Here is a 25922-nt window from a genome sequence, read left to right as displayed (position 1 = left end):
CGACGGTATAAAGTACGACCGCTCGGTTTTCGACCAGGACCGGCTGACCGTATGTGATATTCATCGGATAAATACGGACAGATGCCGCCCGAGAAGGCCCTCCCGAACACCTGGTTCCGATAAGCCAGTAGCATGCGGCGCCATGAGCTCCCCCACTGGGCCCGCGAATGGCCTGCCCGTACGAATGCCGCGACCCCGCCAGACCGGACGGCACCGCCGGCCCGAGCCCGCGGCGGCGCCAGAGGGCGCGCCCGCGCTGGTTCTCGCCGTGCCGGGTACGCCGTCGGCCGCCTCGCGGGGGCTGGCGGAAGAGATCATCAGCATCGGCCGTTCCGAGCTGCCCGGCCTGGACGCCCGCATCGGCTTCCTGGACGGTGACGACGAGACCGAGTTCCCGTCGCTGTCCGGCGTGCTGACGGCCGTCGCGACCGAGCGTGCCGCGCGCGCCGAGTTCGCCCGTGCCGCCGGCCACGAGGTGCCCGCGCCGACCGGCCCGGACGCCGTGGTCGTGCCCCTGCTGGCCGGTCCGGACGGCGGTCTGCTGCGCCGGATCCGCCAGGCGCTGATGGACTCCTCGGCCGCCGCCGAGCTGGCCGACGTACTCGGCCCGCACCCGCTGCTCGCCGAGGGCCTGCACGTGCGGCTCTCCGAGGCGGGGTTGGCCCGTGCCGACCGCGCGCGCCTCTTCACCGTGACCACCGCCGCCGACGGCATCGTGCTCGCCACCACCGGTGGCGAGGAGGCCGTGCAGGCCGCCGGCATCACCGGCATGCTGCTCGCCGCCCGCCTCGCGGTGCCGGTGAAGGCCGCCGCGCTGGACGAGGAGGGTTCGGTGGCCGCGGTCGCCGAGCAGCTGCGCCGCGAGGGTTCCACCCAGCTCGCGCTCGCCCCGTACCTGATCGGTCCGGAGGCCGCCGACGGGCTGCTGGACACCGCCTGCAAGGAGGCCGACTGCGCCACCGCCGAGGTGCTCGGTGCCTACGGCGCGCTCGGCAAGCTGGCCGTCGCCCAGTACTCCGCGGCCCTCGGGATCACCCTGGGCGCCCCCGCGAACTGACGACCACCTGCACCACGCGTGCGTGAGGCCCCGCCCCGATCGGCGAAACGCCGGGGGCGGGGCCTCACGCGCGAGCGGGTCAGGAGACGGCGCGGGCGAACAGCACGCAGGTGGCGGCCGGGACCGGCAGCGAACCGGCTCGGCCGGGCCGCCCGGTCACCGGATCCACGTCGAACCAGGTGACGTCCCCCGAATGCTCGTTGGCCGCGTAGAGCCGGGTCCCCCAGGGGTCGAGGGCGAGGTCGCGGGGCCAACGCCCTCCGCACTCCACCGTGTCGGTCCGCCGGGGTTCCTCGGGGCCGTCGGCGAGCGAGAACGTGACCAGGGCGTCCGCGCCGCGCACGGCGACCCAGACGAAGCGGCCGTCCCGCGCGACCACGATCGCGGAGGGATAGGCCCTGACGCCCGCCGGGGCGGGCTCTGCGGCGATCGGAACCTCCACGACCGGCTCCAGCGCCCCCGCCCGCGCGTCCCACCGGCAGACGGTCAGCAGCGGCCTCAGCTCGTTCACCACGTACGCCACTTCCCCGTCCGGGTGGAAGGCGAGGTGGCGCGGGCCGTTGCCGGGGGTCAGCGCGGTCTCGGAGTGCGGCCGCAGCGTGCCGGTGCTCGCGTCCAGCGCGCAGACGCGTACGAGGTCGGCGCCCAGGTCCACGCTCAGCACCCAGCGGCCGCTGGGGTCGGGCAGTACGTGATGGGCGTGCGGACCTTCCTGGCGCTCGGGGTCCGGACCCGATCCGCGGTGGCGCAGCACCCGCGGGGGCCCTGCCAGGGATCCGTCCCCGGTGATGGCGAGGGCGCCGACGCCACCCGAGGTGTAGTGCGCGGTGAGCAGCCACGGCCCGGCCACGGCGAGGTGGGTGGGTCCGGCGCCGCCGACCGGCACCGGGTCCCCGAGCGCCCGCAGCCCCCGGCCCGCCGAGACGAAGGCACCGGCCGCCCCCTCGGCACCCTCGCTCACCGCGTAGAGCACCCCGTCGTGCGCGCCCGCCACGAGGTACGACGGGTCGGCCAGCGCATCGGTGGCGGAGAGCTCCGTGAGGGCTCCGGTCGCCGCGTCGAGGGCCGCGGTGGTGATGCCGCGCCCGCCCGCCGAGGTGAACGAGCCTATGTGGACCCGGTGTTCCGCCTCGGCGGCCGTCCTGTCGCCCATGCCCTGCACCTCCGTCGATCGGTTCGGAGCCGACCGTAACAGAAGGTCTAGACCAAGTCGCGCCCCTGCGCCCTTTCCTGTGCGCCGGGATGGTGGACGTACGCGATGCTGCTCGGCCGGTCCTCATAGGTGCGGTGGAAGACCGGGGTCGCGGAGCCGGAGATCGGCGGCACGATCCAGGACCAGTCCGCGCCCACCTCGCGCCCCTTGCGCTCCTCCCGTTCCATGTGGGACAGGAAGCGCCGGGACTCGCTGTGGTGGTCGGCGATGGTGACCCCGGCGCGGTCGAAGGAGTGCAGCACCGCCCGGTTGAGCTCGACGAGCGCCCGGTCCTTCCAGAGCGAGCGGTCGCTGCCGGTGTCCAGTCCGAGGCGGCGGGCGACGGCCGGCAGGAGGTTGTAGCGGTCGACGTCGGCCAGGTTGCGGGCACCGATCTCGGTGCCCATGTACCAGCCGTTGAACGGGGCCGCCGGGTAGTGGATGCCACCGATCTCCAGGCACATGTTGGAGATGGCGGGTACGGCGTGCCAGCGCAGCCCCCAGTCCGCCCAACCGTCGCCCTCGGGGTGTTCGATCGGCACCTCCAGCACGGCGTCGGCGGGGAGGTCGAACCAGCGGGGCTTGTCGTCGACCCCCTGGACCACGAGCGGGAGCGGGTCGAACGGGGTCCCGGCGCCGCCGGCCCAGCCGAGCCGCAGCAGGGCCTCGGTGAGCGGGGCGTTGCGGGCGTCGCCGACGGTTATCGACGGATGGTCTCCGTACCCGGCGTAGCGGACGAGCTGCTCGCTCCAGATCAGCGGCCCGGGGCCCTGCGGGGTGTCCGGGGCGAAGACGGTGATGGTGGGCCGGACCCGGCCGCCGTTGGTCGCCTCGCGCAGGTGCTCGAAGCACTCGTCGGCGATCTCGTCGGCCTCGGTGAGCCCGCGCCGGTCGCGGACCCGCAGCGAGTTCCAGTAGAGCCTGCCTATGCAGCGGTTGCTGTTGCGCCAGGCGACCCGGGCCCCGTGGACCAGTTCCGCGTGGGTGTGCCGGTAGGTGCCGGTGTCCGCGAGCTCGGCCCGCACTTCTGCGAGCCGGGTGCGCGGATCGCCCGCGCCGTGGCTCTCCCTGTGGAAGAGTCGGATGAACTCCTCGGCCGCTTCCCACACCTGAGCGGTGGTGGCGCGCTGTTGAAGGATTTCCATTCCGGGCGGTTACCCCCTGTCCGACCAGATCCACCCTGTACATGCCGGATGAATGTGCAATAAACAATCACCGTTTGTACATGCAGCAGGTCAGCGAAGTGCGGCAGGCGGGCCGGGAACACTCCTCCGTGTGTTCTTCGACGATCCTGCTGCGAAAGGGAACTGACGGGGCGTACTATCCGTCAATCGCAGGGCCGGGCCATGAAGAGCGCCCTTTCGCCGGCGGACGGCGTACCCCCGTACAGGGTGGTGTCGAGGCCGCAGAGGACGAATCCCATGCGCCGATAGGCGTGCACCGCAGGGGCGTTGACCGAACTCACCTCCAACCAGAGGTGTTCGGCGCCCCGTTCGCGGGCGAACTCCGCCGCGCACTCCATCAGCGCCCGCCCGACGCCCCGTCCCCGGCGGTCCGGCGCGACCTCGATGTCCTCGATGGTCAGGCGGCGGTTCCAGGCCGCGTAGCCGGCGGCGACGAAGCCGCACACCCGCTCTCCGTCGAGGGCCACGTACGTGCGCCCGTCCGCGTCGGCGCCCGAGCCGCGGCCGAGCCCCTGCTCGTCGTGCTCCTCGGGCGGGAACTCCTTGTAGACCGGCGGGTCCGCGGGGACCTCGCGGAGCAGGAAGCCGAGGCCCCCCTCGGCGGGGGCGACCTCGAAGACCGTGGCGGTGGTGAAGGAGCCGTCCAGGGCTTCGATGGCACCCGCGTCCTCGGGACGGGCGGGGCGGTAGACGATGCCGTCGGCGGAGCCGTGTGCGATGGTCATGAGATCCACGGTACGCAAAAAATCCCCCGGCCGAATTCGCTGCCGAGGGAGAGGAGAGCGTATATTGATTGATTCACGCCTTGCCTGAAAACAAAGGCGTGAACAACCTTACGAGGACACTGTAGCGCGGTGGGAGTGCAATTGTCAACCGAGGAATTCCGGAAAGAGCAGCAATTCGTCACGGACCTCTATCGGCGTCTCGACGGCCTGCGTGACCAGGCCGAACACGCCGTGGCAGGAGCATTGCGCGAGGTCGGGAACGGGGCGCAGGCCCGGCTGGAACGCGATGTCCTGGTCGCGGAGCAGTCCGGTCTCCTGTCGGCTCTGAATGCCGGCGAGAACGGTCTCTGTTTCGGCCGTCTGGAGTTCTCCGACGGCCGCGACCACCACATCGGAAGGATCGGAATCCGCGCCGACGACGCGGAACGCACCCCGCTCGTCCTGGACTGGCGCGCGGACGTGGCCCGCCCCTTCTACCTCGCCACCGGCCACACTCCCATGGGGCTGCGCCGCCGCCGGCACATCGGCAGCCGGGGGCGGGTCGTCACCTCCCTGCACGACGAGATCCTCGACCTGACCGACACCGAGCGCACCGGCCACGAGGGCGCCGACGCGGACGCGGTGCTGCTCGCGGCGCTCGACGCCGCGCGGACCGGCCGGATGCACGACATCGTGCGCACCATCCAGGCCGAGCAGGACCGGATCATCCGCTCCACGCACCGCGGGGTGTTGGTGGTCGAGGGCGGGCCGGGCACCGGGAAGACGGCGGTCGCGCTGCACCGTGCCGCGTACCTGCTCTACGCCCACCGGGAGTTGCTGGCCAAGCGAGGCGTGCTGATCGTCGGCCCGGGTCCGGCGTTCCTCGGGTACATCGGCGGGGTGCTGCCCGCGCTCGGCGAGACGGGCGTGCTGCTCGCCACTCCCGGTGAGTTGTTCCCCGGGGTGCACGCCACGGGAACCGACCGTCCCGGGGCCGCCGCCGTGAAGGGCCGGGCCGGGATGGCCGAGGTGCTGGCCCGGGTGGTCGCCGACCGGCAGTGCCTGCCGGAGACGGTGCCGGCCGACACCGGCGAGGAGTACGACGCGGTCCCCGAGCCCGCGTTGGAGATCGACCACGACGACTACGGGACCCTGCTGCTGGACCGCACCATGGCCCACGAGGCCCGGGACCGGGCCCGCGCCACCGGACTGCCGCACAACCAGGCGCGTCCCTCCTTCGCCTTCCCGATCATCGACGCGCTCACGGCGCAGCTCGCCGACCGGCTGGGCGCCGATCCGTACGGCGGCCCCAACCTGCTCGGCTCGGACGACGTCGCCCAGCTGGGCAAGGAGATCGCGATGAGCCCCGCCGTGCACGCGGCGATCGACTCGTTGTGGCCCTCCCTCACCCCGGAGCAACTGGTCGCCGACTTCCTGGCGGAGCCGACGCACCTGCCCCCGCACGAGGCCGAGCTGATCCGGCGCGCGCCCTCGGCGCGCCCGCAGTGGACGCCGGCCGACGTTCCGCTGCTGGACGAGGCCGCCGAGCTGCTCGGCGAGGACGACTCCGCGCGGAGGGCCGAGGAGGAGCGGGCTCGGGCGCGGCGCATCGCGTACGCGCAGGGGGTGCTGGACCTGTCGCAGGGCTCGGAGTCCTACGAGTTCGAGGACGAGGAGAACGAGTACCTCGCGGCGCACGACATCATCGACGCCGAGCGGATGGCCGAGCGCCACGAGGAGGCCGACCACCGCAGTACGGCCGAGCGGGCGGCCGCCGACCGCACCTGGGCCTTCGGGCACGTCATCGTGGACGAGGCGCAGGAGCTGTCGGAGATGGCCTGGCGGCTGCTGATGCGCCGCTGCCCGACCCGCTCGATGACCCTGGTCGGCGATCCCGCGCAGACCGCGGAGGAGGCGGGCTGCGGTTCCTGGGAGCGGATCCTCTCCCCGTACGTGGGCGAGCGCTGGGAACTGGTCCGGCTGGGGGTCAACTACCGCACGCCCGCCGAGATCATGGAGGTGGCGGCGGCCGTGCTCCGCGAACGCGATCCCGGCTTCCGGCCGCCGAGTTCCGTACGGTCCACGGGGGTGCGTCCCTGGGCGCGCGCCGCGGCACGGCTGCCCGCGGCGCTCGCCCGGGCCGTGGAGGCGGAGCGGCCCGCCGAGGGCCGGCTCGCGGTGATCGCCCCGCGGCCCCTGCACGCGGAGCTGGCGGCCGCGCTGCCGGAGGTACGGGCGGGCGAGGAGCCGGACCTGACCCGGGAGGCGGTCCTGCTGGACCCGCGCCAGGCCAAGGGACTGGAGTTCGACACGGTGATCGTGGTGGAACCGGACGGGTTCGCGCCGAGCGACCTGTACGTGGCCCTGACCCGGGCCACCCAGTCCCTCGGCGTCCTGCACGGCCCCGGCCGGCTCCCGGCGGGGCTGCACGGGCTCGCGTCCGGGGAGCAGGCGGAGCGCTGATCCCCCGCCCCTCCCCGGGACGCGTCAGGCGTCGACCAGCGGGGAGGGTCGGGAGCTGCGCAGGGGGGCGGCGAGGCCCGCGAGGGCCTGCTCCAGGCCGTACAGGTGCGCGAGCGCGGGTTCGGTCGCGGCGGCCCGGGGGACGGTCCCGGGCGCGGCGGTGTGCCCCTGGCCCTCCTTCTCCTCGGCGGCGGTCAGCGCCTCCACGGCCGCCTCGACGCGCCAGCAGGCCGCGGCGAGGCGGGCGTCGTGGCTCGCGTCCGGGTCGGCGGCGACCGCCGCCAGGCCGCGGACTTCGCGGGCGCAGTCGTCCAGCAGCGCGATGACCTGCACCGCGCGCTCCTTGCGGCCCCGGAACGGGCTCAGCGGGTGCACCAGCGGGGCGAGCGCCATCCGTACCCGGGCCAGCAGGACCTCCAGCTCGGCGGCGTGCGGCGCGGGATCCGCGGTGGGGGATCCGGCGAGGCGCGCGGTGGCCTCGGCGGTCGCCGCGTGGACGGAGCGCAGGGCCCGCTGGATCCAGGCGGAGTTCGTGGCGTGGGTGGTCACCGGCAGGATCAGGACCACGGCGAGGGCGGCGCCGATCGCGCCGATCGCGGTCTCCTGGAACCGCAGGAGCAGCAGACCGGGGTCCAGCACGCCGAGGAGGCCGTAGAGCAGCCCGGCCATGACGGTCGCGAAGAACATCATCCAGGAGTACGAGGGGGCCGCCGTGTAGAAGATCCCGAAGACGCACACGGCGACGAGCACGGCGGTCGGCAGGGGCGCTCCGTGCAGGGGTACGGCGATCAGCAGGCCGGCGGCGATGCCGACGACCGTGCCGAGCACCCGGCGGAAGCCCCGTACGAGGGTCTCCCCGCGGGAGGTGGTGTTGACGAAGATCCACCAGGCGGCGCCGACGGCCCAGTACCAGCGGTCCTCGGAGAGGTACTGGCCGATGACGAGCGCGAAGGCGCAGGCGGCGGTGGCCTGGAAGGCCTGTCGGGTGGTGGGCCGGGCGAGTCCGGTGCCGGGCAGGCCGGGCGGGACGGGCGGCGGCGGGGTGCGCCGCTCGATGGGCCACAGGACGAAGCGGACGGCGCCCGCGGCGAGGAGTGCGAGCCCGACGGCGGCGAACACTTCGGGCAGCTGCGCCGGCACGGCGTGCAGGAACTGGGTGACGAAGAACATCATGAAGCCGAAGACGCCGAGGGCGTGCCCGCGCGGCCCCCAGCGGCGGGCGTACACCCCGGCGAGGACGACGGCGAGGAACGCGGCGTCCCGGGCGACGGGCATCGTGTGCAGGGCGGAGGCCAGGGCCAGGACCGGGAATCCGGCGACGGGCAGCAGGGCGGTGGTGAGGCGCTGGGCCCGCACCTTCGGATCCAGGACGGTGAAGAGGGCCAGCAGGGCCGCCAGTCCCCCGGTGATGGAAGCGGTGAGGGAGAGACCGCACAGTTCGGCGAGGGCCACGGCGGCGGCGACGCCGATCACCGCGCGGGCCGAGTTCCGCAGTCTCGTGCGCCCCGGGTCCGGAGCAACGAACATCCTCTTCACGGCGGTGTGCCGCCCCCCTTGCGATGCTGCGCGCCGTGTCCGGCGGCCGCCCGGGGGTGGTGGGAGGCGTACGGACACGACGAAGGCACCGCGGTCCGGTCCGGCCTCGTTGCCGGTCCGGCGCTGCGCGGCGCCGTAGATACATGGATAGGACACAGATAAGCATGTAGAGGGCAATGGTTCAACCGAGGAGCGGATCGGTGGGCCAATGGCACAGTCATGAGCGGCGATTCTCGGCCATGGGAAGACCAACGGACGGCAAACGTCCTGGCAGGTCGCTCCGCACCCCTGGGATAGGCGGTTTCGCGCCGCTACATTGCCCACGGCCCCGCGGGTACGCAGGCGGGCGGAGGGGTGAGGAGCGGGGGACATGGGCTCTGGGGTCTTCGCGAGACTGGGCGGAACGATCAGTGGGAAGACCGCGGCCTCGGTGGCCGCGGGCGTGCTGGTGGTCGGCGGCGCCGCGGGGGCCGGCGTGTGGTGGACCACGCGGGGGGAGCCACACGTGGTGGTCGTCCAGCGCAGTGCGTCGGTGGAGGTGCCCGCGGGCGGCGAACAATCGGTGATCGCGCCGTGCGAGAAGCACGAGACCGCTCTCGGCGGCGGGTACGCGATCGGGGGCGGTGGTTTCGCGACGACGAGCGAGTTCGTCGGCGCGGCATGGCTGTCGGCGGCGTACAACCCGGGGGACGCTCCCGTCACCCTCACCTCGTACGCGCTGTGCGTGAACGCCAAACCGGAGTTCGAACCGCACCAGGAGTTCACCGACCGGGCGGCGCACGCCTTCAAGGACCACTACGTGAAGCTGACCAGTACCGACGAGGGCCCCTTCCACGACCTGTCGACGGACGGCCCGTACGCGAAGGCCTTCCGCGAGGCGCTGGCGCGCCCCGCGTGCACGGGCGGCTTCACGATGATCGGAGTCGAGTTCCGGGCGACGCGCTACCTCCAGGGACGGGGCGTGGCGCCCGTGCCGATGGACACGCTCAGCACGGACGAGGTCCTCGACGGAAAGCCCGCGCCGGGGCACTGGACGGTGTCGGTCAATCCGGGTACGGAACTGAGCCCGGTCTCGTTCCGGATGTGGAATTCCGAGGGGGCGGAGCGCAAGACCCACGTCCTGGACCCGCAACCCCCGCAGTCGAACTACGCGGTCGACGTGCGGCCGGTCTGCGTCAGGCTGAAGGACGTCTCGATCGCCACCGCCGCGGTCACGGTCGGGGCGGGGGACACTGCGGACGCCACCGTGAAATGCCCGAAGGGCCGACTGCTGCTGGGCGGCGGCTTCCATTTCCCGGCCGACAACGAGCGGGGCGGAGGTCCCCAGCGCTACTTCGGTGACGGCTGGTTGTACGCGTCGACGGACGCTCCCACGCCGGGGACATCGGGCCGGCCGGTGAAGGACTGGCACGTCACCGGTGTCAACCGGCAACGGGCGGGCGCCGACTACCACGACACGGTCTGGATCGAGCACTCCGACGGCGAGACCCTGACGGGCAACGTCTACCTCGACAACCACGCGCACGGCGCCGGCGACAACCAAATACGCATCTTCCCCGCCCCCGACAGCCAGCGGATGGTCGCGAGCGCCGTGTGCGGCACCATCGACGCCGAGCCCACCTCCCCGGACAAGGGCGCGGCGCCGCCCACCGTGAACCGGCCGGTGCTGCCGCCCGCCCTGGACCTGGAGCCGTCGAAGTCCGGGCCCGTGAACTCGGCCACCCCGCTGCCCGGCGGCTCCGCCTCGCCCTCGCCGGGCTCCGGCGGGTCCCCGAGCGCCTCGCCCACGCCCCGTACGCCGAACGGTCCCGGCCCGACGACCGGCGGTCCCAACCGGCCGCCCGCCACCCAGCCCGGCCGTTCGCCCTCCGCGCAGCCGCAGGCCCCGGCGGTCTCCATCCAGCAGCCCGGCGCCGGCGGCAGGCTCCGGCGCGGCTGCGAGGAACCCTTCGGCGGTACGGCGCGCACGCGCCCCGGAGACCGCGCCATCACCGATCCACAGGCCACGACCTGGCAGATCATCGGCCCGAACGGGCCGGTGACGATCGGTGCCGGTGCCTCCGGCCGGTTCCAGGTGCCGCTGCTGGCGGACGGGACCTACCCGCTCGTCTTCTCCGCCACCGACACGGCCTCCGGACTGACCGGGAGCGCCAGGGTCTCGATCCAGATCGTGGGCTGCCTGCGCTGACCTCCTCCGGCGCCGCCGGGGCCGCCCGCCCGCGGGCAGCCCCGGGACATGGCACCCGGGGGTAGGCGGCGCGCTTCGCGGCGCGCCGCCGGTCCGGGGGGATCCCGAGCCTGTAGGGGAAGGGGGTGCAGGCGCGGCGGCGAGGCTCTCTGGAGGACGGATGACGTCGGTGGACCCTTCGACGGAAGCGCCGCCACCCGTCGTTCCCGACACGGCCGAGCGGCGGCGGACCGAGCGGCGGGCCGGTCAGGGTTCCGCCGTCCTGCGGTGGCTGTCGACCACCGACCACAAGGTGATCGGCAACCTCTACCTGGTGACGGCCTTCTGCTTCTTCCTCTTCGCCGGCGCGCTGGCCATGGTGATGCGGGCCGAACTCGCCCGCCCCGGGCTGCAGATCCTGTCGAACCAGCAGTACAACGAGGCGTTCACCATTCACGCCACGATCATGATGCTGCTGTTCGCGACACCGACCTTCACCGGTTTCGCCAATGCGATCATGCCGTTGCAGATCGGGGCGCCCGATGTCGCCTTCCCCCGGCTGAACGCCTTCACCTACTGGGTGTACCTGTTCGGGGGCCTGCTGGTCGTGTCCGGATTCCTGACCGCCTACGGGGCCGCGGACTTCGGGTGGTTCGCGTACGCGCCCCTGAACGGCCTGCGCTACTCCCCCGGGACCGGCGCCGACCTGTGGGCCATGGGGCTGGCCGTGTCCGGACTGAGCACGATCCTGGGTGCGGTCAACTTCATCACCACGATCATCTGCCTGCGCGCGCCGGGCATGACCTTGTTCCGCATGCCGATCTTCACGTGGAACGTCCTCTTCACCTCGGTGCTGGCCCTGCTGGCGTTTCCGGTGCTCACCGCCACGCTGCTGGTCCTGGAAGCTGACCGGAAGTTCGGCGCGCACGTCTTCGACCCGGCGAACGGTGGCGCCCTGCTGTGGCAGCACCTGTTCTGGTTCTTCGGGCATCCCGAGGTCTACATCGTGGCCCTGCCGTTCTTCGGCGTGGTGAGCGAGATCCTTCCGGTCTTCAGCCGCAAGCCCATGTTCGGATACGTCTCCCTGATCGGTGCCACGATCGCGATCACCGGTCTGTCGGCGACGGTGTGGGCGCACCACATGTTCGCGACGGGGGCCGTGCTGCTGCCCTTCTTCTCCTTGTTGTCGTTCCTGATCGCCGTGCCCACCGGGGTGAAGTTCTTCAACTGGATCGGGACGATGTGGAAGGGGTCGCTCTCCTTCGAGACGCCGATGCTGTGGTGCGTCGGCTTCCTCGTCACCTTCCTCCTGGGCGGCCTGACGGGCGTGCTGGTGGCGTCGCCGCCGCTCGACTTCCACCTGACGGACAGCTATTTCGTCGTCGCCCACCTGCATTACGTCCTCTTCGGCACCATCGTCTTCGCCACCTTCGGCGGCTTCTACTTCTGGTGGCCCAAGCTCACCGGGCGGATGCTCGACGAGCGGCTCGGGAAGATCCACTTCTGGACGTTGTTCGCGGGGTTCCAGACCACCTTCCTGGTCCAGCACTGGCTGGGCGAGGCGGGCATGCCGCGCCGGTACGCGAACTACCTCGCGAGCGACGGTTTCACCCTGCTCAACACCGTCTCCACCATCGGCTCGTTCCTGCTGGGCCTGTCGACGCTGCCCTTCCTCTACAACGTCTGGCGGACCGGCCGCCACGGCACCCGGGTCACCGTGGACGATCCGTGGGGATGGGGCCGTTCCCTGGAGTGGGCGACGAGCTGTCCGCCGCCCCGGCACAACTTCCACTCCCTGCCGCGGATCCGCTCGGAGTCCCCCGCCTTCGACCTGCACCACTCGGAGGTGCCCCGTGAAGGGTGAGGCCTGGCTGTTCACCGGTACGGCCCTGTTCTTCGGGATCACGGCCGCCGTCTACTTCTGGCTGTCCCGGGAGCCCGCCGGGACCGCGGCGCTCTGCGTCGCCTTCGTCATGGCGGGCCTCGTCTCGGCCTTCCTGTGGCGCCAGTACCGGCGGGGCGGCGAACGTCCGGAGGACCGCGGGGAAGCCGAGGTGGGCGAGGCGGCCGGCCGGCGGCTCTACTTCCCCGCGCGCAGCTTCTTCCCCGTCCTGGCGGCCGCGGGGAGCGCGTTGATCGGCCTGGGCGTGGTCGAGGGGCTGTGGTTGTGCCTGATCGGATTCGGGGTGTTGCTGCCGGGGGTCGTGGGGTTCGCCTTCCAGAACCTCGACCACCCGGAAGCCGAATAGGCGGGCGGTCAGCGGTCCCCGGAGCGCCGCTCCCGGTCGGGGCCCGCGGTGGTTCCGGCGGCCCGCCGGCGTTGCTTCGGGGTCGCCGGGAAGTCGATCCGGTCCTGGTGGTACCAGGCGCCGAGGGCCGACCGGAGCCGGTCGCGCCGGCGCGGTCGGCCGCGGCCGGAGGGGGCCGGCGGCAGGGGCCGCTCCCTCGCGAGCACGGCGTACCGCTCGGTGGGCGTGGGCGCCCGGTGCTGCGGCTCGAAGCCGCCTTCCACGCCCTGGAGTACGAGGCCGGTCTCCTCACCGTCCGTCAGCAGCCCTCGCTCACGCCACTGGAGGGCCAGGCACACCCTCCTGGTGAGCCAGAACGCGGCCACCGGTACGAGGAAGAAGGCGATCCGCAGCGCCCATGTCAGGCCGGGCAGCGGTACGTCGAAGACGAACGCCAGGATGTCCTGCGCCCCGGCGAGCAGCAGGACGCCGTAGCAGGAGACGGCCGCCACGCCGAGCCCCGTACGGACGGGCCGGTCGCGCGGGCGGTCGCAGAGGTGCCGCTCGCCCGTCGGGCCGGTGATCCAGCGTTCGAAGTACGGGTAGGCGTACAGGATCGTGAAGAGCAGGCCGGGCAGCAGTACGGCCGTCACCAGCGGGTTCCAAGCGATCGTGTGACCCCACAGCCGGGTTTCGAGGCCGGGCATCAGCCGTAGCGCCCCCTCCAGGAATCCGACGTACCAGTCGGGCTGGGAGCCGATGGAGACCACGTCGGGCCGGTAGGGGCCGTAGGTCCAGACGGGGTTGATCTGCGCGACGGCCCCGAGGGCGGCGAGCACCCCGGAGAGGGCGAAGAACAGCCCGGCGGACTTGGCCGTGTACTGGGGGAAGAAGGGCAGTCCGACGACGTTGCGGCCGGTCCTGCCCGGCCCCGGCCAGTGCGTGTGCTTCAGCGTGACGACGAGCAGGAGGTGCGCGGTGATCAGGGCCGTGAGCAGGCCGGGGACCAGCAGGATGTGCACGGGGTAGAGGCGGGACACGATGTCCTCGCCGGGGTACTGGCCTCCGAAGACGAGGAAGCTCAGGTACGTGCCGACGACCGGGACCGACAGCATGATCCCCTGGGCGATCCGCAGCCCGGTGCCCGACAGCAGGTCGTCGGGGAGCGAGTAGCCGGCGAACCCTTCCAGCAGCGCCAGCAGGAACAGCGTCACGCCGATCGTCCAGTTGAGCTCGCGCGGGCGCCGGAACGCTCCGGTGAGGAACACCCGGAGCATGTGCACCCCGATGGCGGACACGAAGAGCAGGGCGGCCCAGTGGTGCATCTGGCGGATGAGCAGCCCGCCCCGGACCTCGAAGCCGATCCTCAGGGTGGAGAGGTAGGCCTGCGACATCGGCACGCCCTGGAGCGGTTCGTAGGGGCCCCGGTAGACCGTCTCCCGCATCGACGGATCGAAGAAGAACGTGAGGAACACACCGGTCAGCAGCAGGACGACGAAGCTGTACAGGGCCAGTTCCCCCAGCAGGAACGACCAGTGGTCGGGGAACACCTTGCGCACCCCGTCGCGGGCCGGTTCCGAGAGCGGCAGCCTTGCGTCCAGCTCCTCGAACCCGCGCGCCGCCACGCGCCGCGCCTTCCGCGTCGAACCGGGCACCGGCACGCACCTCCCGTCCGGACTCCCACCGCGGGGTCGGCCGAGCCGTCCGGAATGCACGCAAAGCTACCGAAATCCACTCTCGGTCATCAATCCAGACACGAGACGGCGGTCGTCGTTCCTCTCGGGGCCGCGGCTCAGCCCTCGGTGGGCACGCACAGGACCGGCACCGGGGACAGGTGCAGGAGCTTGTGCGGGGTGGAGCCGAGGAGGGCGCCCCGGATCGGGCTGTCGCCCCAGGTGCCGACGATGATGACGCGCGCGTCGTGGCGTGCGGCGGCGTCGAGCAGGGCCTGGGCCGGTTTCTCGTCGACGACCTCCACGGTCGAGGGGACCCCGGCCTCGTCGGCGGCCTCGACGGCGTGCGCGAGGGCACTGCGGCCCGCCTGGCGCAGGGCCTCCACGTGAGCCTGGTACTCCTCGCCCGCCGCGCCGGGGGCCGCCACGCCGTAGACGAGGACGAGGGGTTCGCCGAAGGCGGCGGCCACCTCCAGCGCGACGCGCAGGGCGCGCTCCGCGCCGGGTGACTCGTCGTACCCGAGGACCACGGACATGGGGCTCCTCCTCAGTTCTTCCGGCCGCGGACGAGGGCCGGGTCCACGACGCTCCGCCGCTCGCTCCAGAACCTGCCGTCGTGGATCCGCCACCAGCACATGACGAGCACGCCGACGACGGCGATGCCGATGCCGATGATCAGGGGCGGGCCGAGGCCGAACCAGGAGACCCCGCCGGCGGAGTTCTCGGGGTTGGACATGTCGCCCACCGACTCCACGAGCAGCCAGATCAGCAGGCCGGCGCCGATCACCGGGCCCGCCCCGATGAGCAGGAAGTTCCCCGGGGACTCCAGCAGGTGGCGGCGGTAGTAGACGGCGCACGCCAGCCCGGTGAGCGCGTAGTAGAAGGCGATGAGCAGGGAGAGCGCGGTCAGCGAGTCCAGGAGGGCGTTCTCGCTGATCTGGTTGACCACGAGGTACCAGCCGATGGCGATGGCGGCCACCCACCAGGTGCTGACGCTCGGGGTCCGGAAGCGCGGGTGGATGTGCGCGAGATGGTGCGGCAGCGCGTGCCGGCGGGCCATGGACAGCGCGGTGCGGGAGGCGGGGATGATCGTGGTCTGGGTGGAGGCGAGCGCGGAGGTGCAGACGGCGGCGAGCACCATCCAGTCCCAGCCGCCCATGACCTCGTGGGCGAGCACGGCGAACACGGCCTCCTCCTCGCCCGCGTTCTCGGCGAGGAACTCGGTGCCGGCGTAGGCGACGACGGCGAAGCCCACGGACAGGTACGTCACCAGCAGGATGACGGTCGACCAGATGCCGGCCCGGCCGGGCGCGGTGGCGGAGTTCTCGACCTCCTCGGTGAGGTTGACCGCGGACTCCCACCCCCAGTAGATGAACACGCCCAGCAGCAGCCCGGCGGTGAGGGCGGCGCCGCCCGCGCCGAAGGGGTTGAGCCATTCGATGGACGGATCGATCGCGTGGAGGGTGCTGGTGTCCGCGTAGACCCGGTAGATGGCCACGACGGCGAAGACCAGGAGGAAGAAGACCTGGGCGAGGATCAGGACGTCCTGGAGGTGGGCGGAGAGCTCGGTGCCGATGACGCAGATGAGCGTCATCACGAGGATCACGACGACGGCCAGCCCTTGCCGGATGGCCTCGTTGGAGGCCCAGCTGTCCAGGCCGAAGGTGAGCAGACCGAACCGGACGGCCACGTCGGCCAGCGAGCCGATGACGAGCACGCCGGTCATGGCGATGGCCCAGCCGCCGAACCAGCCCGCCCAGGGGCCCATGGCCCGGGTGACCCACGAGAAGGTCGTGCCGCAGTCCTGGTCGACGCGGTTGAGGTAGTAGAAGGCGGCGGCGATGAGCAGCATCGGCACGAAGGACGCCAGCATCACCCCCGGCGCGTAGATCCCGACCAGGGCGACGATGGGCCCGAGGACCGCCGCGAGCGAGTAGGCGGGCGAGGTCGAGTTCAGGCCGATGACGAGGGCGTCGAGGAAGCCGATCGCGTTCGCCTTGAGACCCGGTTCGAGGTCGTCGTTCCCCGTACCGCCACCGCTCTCAACGTCATGGGCCATGTACGCATCGTCACGCACCCGGCGGCGCCCCGCGAGGCGGGTTCCGCCGGTCAGGGGCGGGTGTTCCAGCCCGCGATCACCGGGAGGTCGTGTTCCGTGGAGAGCATGCTGACGGTGCCGGTGCGCAGCAGGAACAGCCGGCCGTCGGCGGGGTCCAGGCGCAGGTAGCGGGCGGTCAGCACGCGCAGGAAGTGCCCGTGCGCGACGATCACCACGTTGCCCTCGTCGGCGGCCAGCACGGGGGCGACGCGGGCCAGCGCGCGGTCCGCGCGAGCGCCCACCTGGGTGGCGTTCTCCCCCGGGTGCGTGGCGTCGCCCGGAGGGACGCCGTGGGTCCACAGGGACCAGTCCGGGGTGGTCCGCTGGATCTCCGCCGTGGTGACGCCCTCGTAGCCGCCGTAGTCCCACTCGTGGAGGTCGGGATCGGGGATGCCGCCGGTGAGGCCGGCCAGCTCGGCCGTGGCGACGGCCCGGCGCAGCGGACTGGTCAGCACCAGTGCCGGATGGCGGTCCCGGAAGAACGGGGCCAGTGAGATGGCCTCCTCCACGCCGCGCGCGGTCAGCGGAACGTCGGTGAGTCCGGTGTGCCGCCCGTCGGCGCTCCAGGCCGTCTCTCCGTGCCTCACCAGCAACAGGTCGCTCATTCTCGGGACCCTATGTCCTCGGCATGTCGACACGGCGGGGCGGGGTGGGCGTGTCACTGTCGGGCCTCATGGACGAGGGGCGGCGGCTGCCCGCGCTGATGATCGTGTTGACGCTGGCGACCGGGATGGTGGAGGCGGTGAGCCTGCTCGCGCTCGGGCCGGTGTTCACCGCGATGCAGACGGGCAACGTGCTGTTCCTGGCCTTCGGAGCCGTGCGGGCGGGCGATCTGCCGGCGCTGCCTTCCGCGGTCTCTCTGGCGGCCTTCGTCCTCGGTGTGATCTGCGGGGCGCGGCTGGAATCGGCGACCGAGGCGCGGGGGCGGCGCTGGTTCATCATCGGGCTCACTGTCGAGGCGGCGCTCGTCCTGGCCGCCGCCGGCCTCGGCTGGGGGCTGGAGCCGCGCTACGGCGCGCCGAGCGCGCGGCACCTGGTCGTCACGGCCGTCCTGGCGTTCGCGCTGGGAGTCCGCAACCTGACGATCATGCGGGCGCACGTGGCGGGGGTGCCGACGACCCTGATCACCCGGTCCATGACCGCCTTCTTCGCGGGCCCGGCCATGGGCCAGGAAGGCGCCCTCGCGTACTGGACCCCCGCGTGGCGGTTGCGCGGGCTGGCGGTCCTGGCGATGTTCGCGGGCGGCCTGGCCGGGGCGCTGCTGGTCCGGGCCGGATGGACGGTGGGTCTGCTGCTGCTCCCGGTCGCGGCGCTCGTACTGGCGTCGGCGGCGGCCGAGCTCGGGCAGCCGCGGCTGCTCTCCGGACAGTTCCCCGGCCGCGGGCGATCCGGCTGAAACGGGCCAATGGTGTGCCATTGGTACAGTCAGGGCATGGCGGTGGACGAGCTCGACACGAGGATCCTGCGCCTGTTGATCGAGCAGCCGCGCACCAGCGTCCGTGAGTACGCCCGGATCCTCGGTGTCGCGCGGGGCACCCTCCAGGCCCGCCTCGACCGGCTGGAGCGCACCGGGGTGATCACCGGTACGGGACCGGCGCTCTCCCCCGCCGCGCTGGGGCATCCGGTGCTGGCGTTCGTGCACATCGAGGTCACGCAGGGGCACCTGGACGACGTCGGCGACGCGCTGGCGGCCGTGCCCGAGATCATCGAGGCCTTCTCGATCACCGGCGGCGGGGACCTGCTGACCCGGGTCGCGGCCCGGGACAACGAACATCTGGAGGACGTGATCCAGCGGCTGATCCGGCTCCCGGGCGTGGTCCGCACCCGGACCGAGGTGGCGCTGCGCGAGCGGGTGGCGCACCGGCTGCTGCCGCTGGTCGAATCGGTGGGACGAGCCTCCCGCAAGACCTGACAGAATGGTCTAGACAGGACATGACCGGCAGGACGGGCGCAGCGGATGATTTCCGTCATATTCGATCTCGACGGCACCCTCGTGGACAGTGAGCCGAACTACTACGAGTCGGGGCGCCGCACCCTGGAGCGGCACGGGGTCCTCGGCTTCACGTGGGAGGAGCACTCCCGCTTCATCGGGATCGGCACCCTGGAGACGCTGGAGATCCTGAAGGAGCGCCACGGGATCGGGGCGCCGGTCGAGCAACTGCTGGCCGAGCAGAACGCCGCCTACCTGGAGCTGGCCCGCACGCACACCGAGACCTTCCCGGAGATGCGCGCGTTCGTGGAGCGGCTGCACGGCGAGGGCGTGCCGATGGCGGTGGCCTCCGGATCCTCCCGCGAGGCGATCGACGCCGTGCTGGCGGGCACCGGTCTGGACGCGCTGCTGGGCCTGGCGGTCTCCGCCGAGGAGGTGGCGCACGGCAAGCCCGCCCCGGACGTGTTCCTGGAGGCGGCCCGGCGACTGGGTGCGGAGCCGGCCGACTGCGTGGTCGTCGAGGACGCGGCGCCGGGGGCGCGAGCCGCACACGCCGCCGGGATGCACTGCGTGGCGGTCCCGTACGTGACGCGGACCGCGCGGGACCCGGAGTTCGCGACCGCCGGCCTCCTCTTCCCGGGCGGGCAGGGCGAGTTCAGCGCGGAGGCGGCGTACGACTGGCTGACGGGGCTGCGGACGGCCCGGTCCGGAGCCTGACCGGCGGCCCGGGCGGTCGGCACTCTGGCGGTCTGCCGGGGCGGCTGTCACCATGCCCGCGTGACCTCGACCCAGAGCTCGGAGACCCAGACCCCGGAGACCCCGAGCCCGGGCGGCCGCAGCGGCGGCGGGCCGCGCGGCTGGCCCCTGCTCGGGAACCTTCCTGCCTTCGCCCGCGATCCGCTGGCCTTCTTCGAGTCCCTGCGCGACGAGCACGGCGACTGGGTGCCCTGGAGCCTCGGCCCGCAGCGCAACGTGCTGGTCTCCCGTCCGGAGCACGCGGGCGAGCTGCTCGGCGCCGTGGAGTCCACCTTCGAGCCGTCCGAACTGGGCTGGGCCTTCCGCCAATTGCTGGGCAACGGGGTGGTCGTCGCCCGGGGCGACGACTGGCGGCGCAAGCGGGCCCTGGTGCAACCGGCCGTCCGCCCGCGCCAAGTGCGCTCGTACGCCGCCACGATGGTGGAGTGCGCGGACGCACTGGCCGGGAGCTGGCAGGAGGGCGACGTCGTCGACGTGCACCGGGAGATGGCCGGGCTCACCCAACGGATAGCGGTGCGCACCCTGTTCGGGAGCGACTCCGCCGGCCGCGAGGCTCCCATCAGCGCGGCGATGGCCACGGCGCAGCGGGAGCTGGGGGCCGAGTTCCGGGGACTGACGCTGTTCCTGCCGCCCTGGGTCCGCACGCCCGGCAGGCAGCGGATGCGGCGGGCGGTGGCGGTCCTCGACCGGGAGATCGCGCACGTCATCCGGGAGCACGAGGCGGCCTCGCGCGAGGGCGCGGAGCGGGACGACCTGCTGAGCCGGCTGCTGGCCGCCCGCGACGAGCAGGGCGGCCCCCTGTCCCGCAGGGAACTGCGGGACGAGTCGATCACCCTGTACATCGGCGGCCACGAGACCACCTCGACCACGCTGACCTGGGCCTGGCAGCTGCTGTCGGGGGCGCCCGCGGCACGGGCCCGGCTGACGGAAGAGCTGGACCGGGTACTGGGCGGCCGACTGCCGACGTACGACGACTACGACCACCTGCCGTGGACCCGGCAGGTGGTCAAGGAGGCCCTGCGGATCTATCCGCCGATCTGGCTGATCTCGGCGCTGGCCAGGGAAGGCGCGAGCATCGGCGGCCGGCCGGTGCCCGCGGGGACCGCCGTGTGGACCAGCCCGTGGTCGGTGCACCGCGATCCGCGCTGGTTCCCGGACCCGGAGGCGTTCCGCCCCGAGCGCTGGGACGCGGACGCCCCGCACCCCGTCCCGGAACACGCCTGGTTCCCCTTCGGCGGCGGCCCCCGGGCCTGCCTGGGCGCCCGGTTCGCACTGGTGGAGGCGGCGCTCGTACTGGCCGTACTGGCGCAGCGGTTCCACCTGGACAGCGGCGCCGGGCGGGTCGCCGTGTTCCCGGGGCTCACGCTCCAGCCGAAGAGGCCGGTGACGGCGACGCTGATGGCCCCCTGACCCGACCGGCGGCCGCGGGAAGATCCCGCGGACCCCGCGAGTTGGTAGAACCGTGAACGAAATCTCGCGGGACGTGGACGTGGTGGTCATCGGCGCCGGGCAGGCGGGCCTCGCCGGCGCCTACCACCTGGCCCGGACGGGGATCGGGCACGTGGTCCTGGACCACGCGCCCCGTCCCGGCGGGGCCTGGCAGTTCCGCTGGCCCTCGCTCACCTACGGCAAGGTCCACGGGATGCACGCCCTGCCCGGCATGGAGCTGACCGGCGCGGACGCCCTGCGGCCGTCGTCGGAGGTGATCGGGGAGTACTTCGCCGCCTACGAGGACCGCTTCGACCTGCGCGTACGGCGTCCCGTGGACGTCTCGGCCGTACGCGAGGGCGAGGGCGGACGGCTGCGGGTGGAGGCCTCCGACGGCATCTGGTCGGCCCGGGCCCTGATCAACGCCACCGGGACCTGGGACCGGCCGTTCTGGCCGCGCTACCCGGGTCAGGAGTCCTTCCGCGGCCGGCAGCTGCACACGGCGAACTACCCCGGTCCGCGGGAGTTCACCGGGGCGCGGGTGATCGTCGTGGGCGGTGGCACCTCGGCGGTGCAGCACCTGCTGGAGATATCGGAGGTGGCGGCGGAGACCACCTGGGTGACGCGGCGGCCCCCGGTCTTCCGCGACGGGGGCTTCGGCGAGGCCGAGGGCCGGGCGGCGGTGGCGATGGTGGACGAGCGGGTACGGCGGGGACTGCCGCCGCAGAGCGTCGTCAGCGTGACGGGGCTCCCGCTGAACGAGGCCGTCCGGGCCGGGCTGGCCTCGGGGGTGCTGGAGCGGCGCCCGATGTTCGAGCGCCTCGGCGCCGGCGGCGCCGTCTGGGCGGACGGGAGCCGGGTGGACGCGGACGTGATCCTGTGGGCCACCGGGTTCCGCGCGGCCGTCGACCACCTGGCGCCGCTGCGCCTGCGAGAGCCGGGCGGCGGCATCCGCGTCGAGGGGACGCGGGCCGTCCGTGACGAGCGGGTCCATCTGGTCGGCTACGGGCCGTCCGCGTCCACCATCGGCGCCAACCGCGCGGGCGGTGCGGCGGTGCGCGAGATCCGCGGCCTCCTGGCGCGCGGGCGGGCCGGCGAGCCCGTCGCCGAACCCGTGGGGTGAGCCCGGCGCCGCTCCCTCAGCCGGCTTCCGGTTCGTCGAGGGGCTCGTCGAGGGGCTCGTCGAGGAGTTCGTCGAGGAGTTCGTCGAGGAGTTCGTCGAGGGGGAAGATCCGGTCCGGGGTGCCGTCCGCCGCGCGGTCCTCACGGGTCGGGTACACCCGGCCCGTGCCGTCCCGCACGTCGAGAACGGGATCGGTCCAGCTCTCGCCGGCCTCCGGGACGAGGATGCGCGTGGTGCCCCGCTCCGCGTCGTGGATCAGGAGCGAGACGATGTTGTGGAGTTGGCGGCCCATCGCGCCGATCCCCTGCTCGGGGTGGTCCTCCGGGCCCTCGATCCGGATGGTGAAGAAGCGCTCGGCCTCCCAGGATCCGCCGTTGTCCAGCCAGTGGCCCTCTCCCACGCGTACGCCGTCCACCCAGAGCAGGGCCTTGCCCGGATGGTCGCGGAAGAAGAGCACCGACCGGTGCTCGTCGCCGTCGGCGAAGGTCACGTCGATCCGGTGCTTGGAATGGCAGTCGAGGAAGCTGCTGCACGCCCCGGGGATCTCCCCGTGCCGGTAGTCCGCGAGCTTCTCGCCCGGCGGGGGATCCTGGCTGCAGACCTCGGCGAAGCGGCAGGCCCGGTCGACGCGCCGGGTGCAGCCGAGCCCCATCGCCGCGATGTCGCGCGCCCCGGCCTTCGAGAGCAGTTCCCCCAGCCGTTCCAGGTACCGCTCCTCGCCGACCAGGGCGGTCAGTTCGACCTCGTCGAACCACCAGTGGAGCAGGTCCACCCCGACCGGGGAACGGGCCAGCCAGCCCTGCCAGTCGACCACGCGGTCGCCCCACCGCTCGACCATCCGTTGGTGTCCCGCCCGTTCGGCGGCCGCGGCAGCCTTCGCCTCCGCCTCGATGCGCTCCTGAACGAGCTTCCCGATCCAGTCCCCGTCGGACGCGGGCCCGTCCGCCGCCGTTCCCGCGTCCGCTCCGGCCTTCGCCTCAGCCTTCGTATGCGCTCTCCATGGCCATTTCACGGTTCGCCCCCTCGGTCCACGTACTCGGCAGGGCGCCGATCGTAGGGCCGAGCCGGGGCCTGCCGCCCCTCATTGCCCGGCGGCGGGGCCCGCCTTCGCGCGCAGCCGGTTGAACTCCGCCACGTGCTTCTTGTGTTCGTCGTAGGTCGCGGAGAAGCGGGTGTCCCCCGGCTTCACGGTGACGAAGAAGAGCCAGTTCCCGGGTGTCGGGGCGACCGCCGCCGCCATGGCCTCCAGGCCCGGACTGTCGATCGGGGTGGGCGGAAGTCCCTGGCGTTCGTACGTGTTGAAAGGGCTGTTGATCCGGGTCTCGCTCAGCTTGGTGTCGACCGTGCTGCGGTTCAGCGCGTAGTTGATCGTGGAGTCCATCTGGAGCGGCATCGACTTCGCCAGCCGGTTGTGGACCACCCGGGCGACCTTGCCCATGTCGGCGCGGCCGTCGGCCTCGGCCTCGATGATGCTGGCCATCGTGGCCGTCTGGTACGGGGTCATGCCGTGGGCCTTGCCGCCGTCGGTGACGGCGCGGGTGGCGAGCTTCTCGTTCGCCGTCCGCACCATGTGCGCGAGGAGCGTCGCCGGGGTCGTCTTCGCGGTCACCGGATAGGTCGCCGGGAAGAGGTAGCCCTCCGGATTCCCCTTGGCCTCCGCCGGGAGGGGCAGGCCGGCCGTGGCGACCGCGGCCTTGGTCGAACCCGGCGGGAGGCGCAGCTCGCGGTCGACCGCCGCGTACACCTGCGGGGCACGCCAGCCCTCGGGGATCACCAGTCGTCGGGGGGCTTCCGGTTCCGGTGCACCCCGGAAGACCGGGATCAGGACCACCGCGCCGACCGTGAACAGTGCGGTGAGGAAGAGCGCCAGCCGACCCCGACGGGTGAGCCGGGAGCGACGCTCGGGCGGCAGATACTCATGGCGCATACGGGAACGCTAACGGGCGAAGCATGCCATTCCCGGCAGCCCGCCCGTGCGGCGGTCATACGATCACACGTTTACCGGGGCCAAATGGGTGGCGTCCCGGTCACGACGGACCAGGGCCGCGTACCGGCCCTCCGCCTTGAGGAGCTCCTCGTGGGTACCGCGCTCGGCTATCCGACCCTTGTCGAGGACCACGATCTGATCGGCGTCGCGCACGGTGGAGAGCCGGTGGGCGATGGTGATGGTGGTGCGGCCCGCGGACAGGTTGTCGATGGCCTGTTGGACGGCGTGCTCGGTGCGGGTGTCCAGCGCGCTGGTGGCCTCGTCGAGGATCAGCACCGGCGGGTCGCGCAGGATGGTGCGGGCGATGGCGAGGCGCTGCTTCTCCCCGCCGGAGAACCGGTAGCCGCGCTCGCCGACCAGGGTCTCGTACCCGTCGGGAAGCGACTCGATGTGGTCGTGGATCTGGGCGGCGCGCGCCGCCTCCTCGATCTCCTCGTCCGTGGCGTCCGGCTTGGCGAAGCGCAGGTTGTCCGCGACCGAGGCGTGGAAGAGGTAGGTCTCCTGGGAGACCACGCCGATGGAGCGGGCCAGCGAGTCGAAGTCCAGGTCGCGCACGTCCACCCCGTCGAGGGCGACCCGGCCGCCCGTGACGTCGTAGAGCCGGGGCACCAGGTAGCTGAGCGTGCTCTTGCCGGAGCCGGTGGGGCCGACCACGGCCAGGGAGCCTCCGGCCGGGACGGTGATGTCGATGCCGGAGAGGGTCGGACCGCTCTTGGCGTCGTACTCGAAGTGCACGCCCTCCAGGGTGACCTCGCCCTTGGCCCGGTCGATGCGCACGGCGCCCTCGCGCTCGGTGATGTCCACCGGCAGGTCGAGGTACTCGAAGATGCGGGCGAACAGGGCGAGCGAGGTCTGGATCTGCACGCCGGTCGACAGGAGGCTCACGGCTGGCCGGAAGAGGCCCTGCTGGAGGGTGACGAAGGCGACCAGGGTGCCGACGGAGAGCGAGGGGGCGCCCGTCTGGAGGGCGATGCCTGCGGCCCAGTAGATGAGCGCGGGCATCGCGGCCATGACGATGCCGATGGTGGACATGCGCCACCGTCCGGCCATGCTGGAGCGCACTTCGAGGCCGACGAGCCGCTCGGACTCCTCGGCGAAGGCGGCCGTCAGGGACTCGGAGCGGCCCATGGTGCGGCCCAGCAGGATGCCGCTCACCGACAGGGACTCGGTGACCGTCGCGGCCATGGCGGCCATCTGGCGCTGGCGCTGCGTGGTGATCTTCTTGCGCTCGCGGCCGACGCGCCGGCTGATCCACACGAAGACGGGCAGCAGGAGCAGCGAGACGAGGGTGAGCCGCCAGTCGAGGGCGAGCATGGCGACCACGGTGGCTATGACGGCCGTCAGGTTCGAGACGAGCGAGGTCGCGGTGGAGGTGACGGTCGCCTGCATCCCGCCGATGTCGTTGGCGATGCGGGACTGCACCTCGCCGGTGCGCGTCCGGGTGAAGAAGGCCAGCGGCATCCGCTGGAGCTGTGCGTAGACGGCGGTGCGCAGGTCGTGCATGACGCGCTGGCCGACCGTCGTGGATATGAGGGTCTGGAGCACGCCGAAGACGCTCGTGACGACGGCGGTCAGGATCATGCCGAGGGCGAGCAGGCTGAGGAGACCGGTGCGGCCCTGCGGGATCGCGACGTCGAGGATCGCCTTGAGCATGAACGGCGAGGCGACCGCGACCAGCGAGGAGGCGCCGACGAGCAGCCCCACGACGGCGAGCCGACCGCGGTAGGGGCGGAAGAGCCCCACGATGCGGCGCAGCTCCCGCGGCTGTTCGGCCGGGGCGGGGCGGGTCGGGTCGAGGGGATCCTTCGACGGGATCCATTTGGGTTCGTCGTGCGGCATGGGCACCCTCCGGGGGGTCGGCTGTATTCATTGGAGCATAGGTCATTGTTACCTATGTTCACAATGAGCGTGGTCCTGATATTCTTCCCGGCATGAGCTCCGCCTCCGACACCGACCGCCTCCTCGCCGAGCAGCTCCTCCGCCTGACGCGAAGGCTCCACCGGATCCAGAAGCGCCACATGGAGCCGCTCGGGATCACTCCCGCCCAGAGTCGGCTGCTGCGCCTCGTCTCGCACTACGAGGGCGAGCAACCGCCCCGAATGGCGGATCTCGCGGCCCGCCTGGAGGTGGTCCCCCGAGCGGTCACCACACTCGTGGACGGCCTGGAGGCGGCCGAGTGCGTGCGCCGTGCGCCCGACCCCGCCAACCGCCGGGTCGTCCGGATCGAGCTCACCGACACCGGCCGCGCCACGCTGCGCCGTCTGCGCAACGCGCGGACCGACGCGGCGGAGGAGATCCTTGCTCCACTGACCGTCGATCAGCGCGAGGCGCTCGGCGGTCTGCTCAACGCGCTGTCGGACGCCCCGGCGGAGCGCCGCTGCTGAGCAAGGCGAGGG

At 72.5% G+C, this 25922-nt stretch carries 22 protein-coding genes; 11 read left to right on the top strand and 11 right to left on the bottom strand.

The window, feature by feature from the left end:
- Positions 1 to 142: 142 nt before the first annotated feature.
- A complete protein-coding gene (locus ACFYYJ_RS14775) occupies positions 143 to 1057 on the top strand; it encodes a sirohydrochlorin chelatase (RefSeq protein ID WP_389132262.1) in 915 nt (304 codons plus the stop codon).
- A gap of 79 nt (positions 1058 to 1136) precedes the next feature.
- Here ACFYYJ_RS14775 and ACFYYJ_RS14770 read toward each other — a convergent pair whose 3' ends face one another.
- The 3 genes from ACFYYJ_RS14770 to ACFYYJ_RS14760 all read right to left on the bottom strand — a co-directional run bounded on the left by ACFYYJ_RS14770 (position 1137) and on the right by ACFYYJ_RS14760 (position 4158).
- Positions 1137 to 2210, bottom strand: coding sequence for a lactonase family protein (locus ACFYYJ_RS14770; RefSeq protein WP_389132259.1), 1074 nt, complete (start codon positions 2208 to 2210; stop codon positions 1137 to 1139).
- A gap of 47 nt (positions 2211 to 2257) precedes the next feature.
- On the bottom strand, positions 2258 to 3394 hold the full coding sequence (locus ACFYYJ_RS14765) for a nitric oxide synthase oxygenase (protein WP_385362124.1): 1137 nt from the start codon (positions 3392 to 3394) through the stop codon (positions 2258 to 2260).
- A gap of 182 nt (positions 3395 to 3576) precedes the next feature.
- Positions 3577 to 4158, bottom strand: coding sequence for a GNAT family N-acetyltransferase (locus ACFYYJ_RS14760; protein ID WP_389132256.1), 582 nt, complete (start codon positions 4156 to 4158; stop codon positions 3577 to 3579).
- Between the two features lie 141 nt (positions 4159 to 4299).
- On the opposite strand from ACFYYJ_RS14760, the gene ACFYYJ_RS14755 reads away from it, so the two are divergent.
- Positions 4300 to 6600 (top strand): HelD family protein, encoded by a 2301-nt coding sequence (locus ACFYYJ_RS14755; RefSeq protein WP_389132253.1) that lies wholly within the window; start codon positions 4300 to 4302, stop codon positions 6598 to 6600.
- Between the two features lie 24 nt (positions 6601 to 6624).
- Here ACFYYJ_RS14755 and ACFYYJ_RS14750 read toward each other — a convergent pair whose 3' ends face one another.
- Positions 6625 to 8127, bottom strand: a complete 1503-nt coding sequence (locus ACFYYJ_RS14750) for an FUSC family protein (RefSeq protein ID WP_389132761.1) — start codon at positions 8125 to 8127, stop codon at positions 6625 to 6627.
- A gap of 379 nt (positions 8128 to 8506) precedes the next feature.
- Between ACFYYJ_RS14750 and ACFYYJ_RS14745 the strand changes: the two genes are divergently transcribed.
- The 3 genes from ACFYYJ_RS14745 (at position 8507) to ACFYYJ_RS14735 (ending at position 12552) form a co-directional block, all read left to right on the top strand.
- Complete coding sequence (locus ACFYYJ_RS14745; RefSeq protein ID WP_389132250.1) at positions 8507 to 10324, top strand: hypothetical protein; 1818 nt, start codon at positions 8507 to 8509, stop codon at positions 10322 to 10324.
- Between the two features lie 160 nt (positions 10325 to 10484).
- Positions 10485 to 12167, top strand: a complete 1683-nt coding sequence (gene ctaD / locus ACFYYJ_RS14740; protein WP_389132248.1) for a cytochrome c oxidase subunit I — start codon at positions 10485 to 10487, stop codon at positions 12165 to 12167.
- Positions 12157 to 12552: a cytochrome c oxidase subunit 4 gene (locus tag ACFYYJ_RS14735; RefSeq protein WP_385127840.1), complete on the top strand. Its 396-nt coding sequence runs from the start codon at positions 12157 to 12159 to the stop codon at positions 12550 to 12552. The genes ctaD and ACFYYJ_RS14735 overlap by 11 nt, the downstream gene beginning before the upstream one ends.
- A gap of 8 nt (positions 12553 to 12560) precedes the next feature.
- Here the strand turns inward: ACFYYJ_RS14735 and ACFYYJ_RS14730 are convergent, their stop codons facing one another.
- The 4 genes from ACFYYJ_RS14730 to ACFYYJ_RS14715 form a co-directional block, all read right to left on the bottom strand.
- Positions 12561 to 14186: a cytochrome bc complex cytochrome b subunit gene (locus ACFYYJ_RS14730; protein WP_389132244.1), complete on the bottom strand. Its 1626-nt coding sequence runs from the start codon at positions 14184 to 14186 to the stop codon at positions 12561 to 12563.
- 137 nt (positions 14187 to 14323) lie between these two features.
- A complete protein-coding gene (locus ACFYYJ_RS14725; protein ID WP_385127837.1) occupies positions 14324 to 14740 on the bottom strand; it encodes a universal stress protein in 417 nt (138 codons plus the stop codon).
- An 11-nt stretch (positions 14741 to 14751) separates the two neighbouring features.
- Positions 14752 to 16263 (bottom strand): APC family permease, encoded by a 1512-nt coding sequence (locus tag ACFYYJ_RS14720; protein ID WP_385127835.1) that lies wholly within the window; start codon positions 16261 to 16263, stop codon positions 14752 to 14754.
- Positions 16264 to 16313: 50 nt separating this feature from the next.
- On the bottom strand, positions 16314 to 16907 hold the full coding sequence (locus ACFYYJ_RS14715; protein WP_385127833.1) for a histidine phosphatase family protein: 594 nt from the start codon (positions 16905 to 16907) through the stop codon (positions 16314 to 16316).
- A gap of 23 nt (positions 16908 to 16930) precedes the next feature.
- Here ACFYYJ_RS14715 and ACFYYJ_RS14710 point away from each other — a divergent pair, with 23 nt between their 5' ends.
- The 5 genes from ACFYYJ_RS14710 to ACFYYJ_RS14690 are packed head-to-tail and all read left to right on the top strand — an operon-like array spanning position 16931 to position 21539.
- Complete coding sequence (locus ACFYYJ_RS14710; protein ID WP_385127831.1) at positions 16931 to 17698, top strand: YoaK family protein; 768 nt, start codon at positions 16931 to 16933, stop codon at positions 17696 to 17698.
- A gap of 36 nt (positions 17699 to 17734) precedes the next feature.
- Entirely contained in the window at positions 17735 to 18214 is a 480-nt protein-coding gene (locus ACFYYJ_RS14705; RefSeq protein WP_385127830.1) for an Lrp/AsnC family transcriptional regulator, read from the top strand.
- 45 nt (positions 18215 to 18259) lie between these two features.
- A complete protein-coding gene (locus ACFYYJ_RS14700; protein ID WP_389132237.1) occupies positions 18260 to 18949 on the top strand; it encodes an HAD family hydrolase in 690 nt (229 codons plus the stop codon).
- Positions 18950 to 19009: 60 nt separating this feature from the next.
- Positions 19010 to 20398: a cytochrome P450 gene (locus ACFYYJ_RS14695; RefSeq protein WP_389132234.1), complete on the top strand. Its 1389-nt coding sequence runs from the start codon at positions 19010 to 19012 to the stop codon at positions 20396 to 20398.
- Positions 20399 to 20450: 52 nt separating this feature from the next.
- Complete coding sequence (locus ACFYYJ_RS14690) at positions 20451 to 21539, top strand: NAD(P)-binding domain-containing protein (protein WP_385127824.1); 1089 nt, start codon at positions 20451 to 20453, stop codon at positions 21537 to 21539.
- 16 nt (positions 21540 to 21555) lie between these two features.
- Here ACFYYJ_RS14690 and ACFYYJ_RS14685 read toward each other — a convergent pair whose 3' ends face one another.
- The 3 genes from ACFYYJ_RS14685 to ACFYYJ_RS14675 form a co-directional block, all read right to left on the bottom strand.
- Positions 21556 to 22551 (bottom strand): hypothetical protein, encoded by a 996-nt coding sequence (locus tag ACFYYJ_RS14685; protein WP_389132231.1) that lies wholly within the window; start codon positions 22549 to 22551, stop codon positions 21556 to 21558.
- Between the two features lie 69 nt (positions 22552 to 22620).
- Positions 22621 to 23466 carry an endolytic transglycosylase MltG gene (gene mltG / locus ACFYYJ_RS14680; protein ID WP_389132229.1) on the bottom strand — a complete coding sequence of 282 codons (846 nt, stop codon included), beginning with the start codon at positions 23464 to 23466 and terminating at the stop codon, positions 22621 to 22623.
- Between the two features lie 63 nt (positions 23467 to 23529).
- Entirely contained in the window at positions 23530 to 25365 is a 1836-nt protein-coding gene (locus ACFYYJ_RS14675) for an ABC transporter ATP-binding protein (RefSeq protein WP_389132226.1), read from the bottom strand.
- A gap of 92 nt (positions 25366 to 25457) precedes the next feature.
- On the opposite strand from ACFYYJ_RS14675, the gene ACFYYJ_RS14670 reads away from it, so the two are divergent.
- A complete protein-coding gene (locus ACFYYJ_RS14670; protein WP_385127816.1) occupies positions 25458 to 25910 on the top strand; it encodes a MarR family winged helix-turn-helix transcriptional regulator in 453 nt (150 codons plus the stop codon).
- Positions 25911 to 25922 lie beyond the last annotated feature (12 nt).

The organism is Streptomyces sp. NPDC002467 (assembly GCF_042889825.1).
Lineage (GTDB): Bacteria > Actinomycetota > Actinomycetes > Streptomycetales > Streptomycetaceae > Streptomyces.
This window is presented reverse-complemented; position numbering and strand designations above follow the sequence as displayed.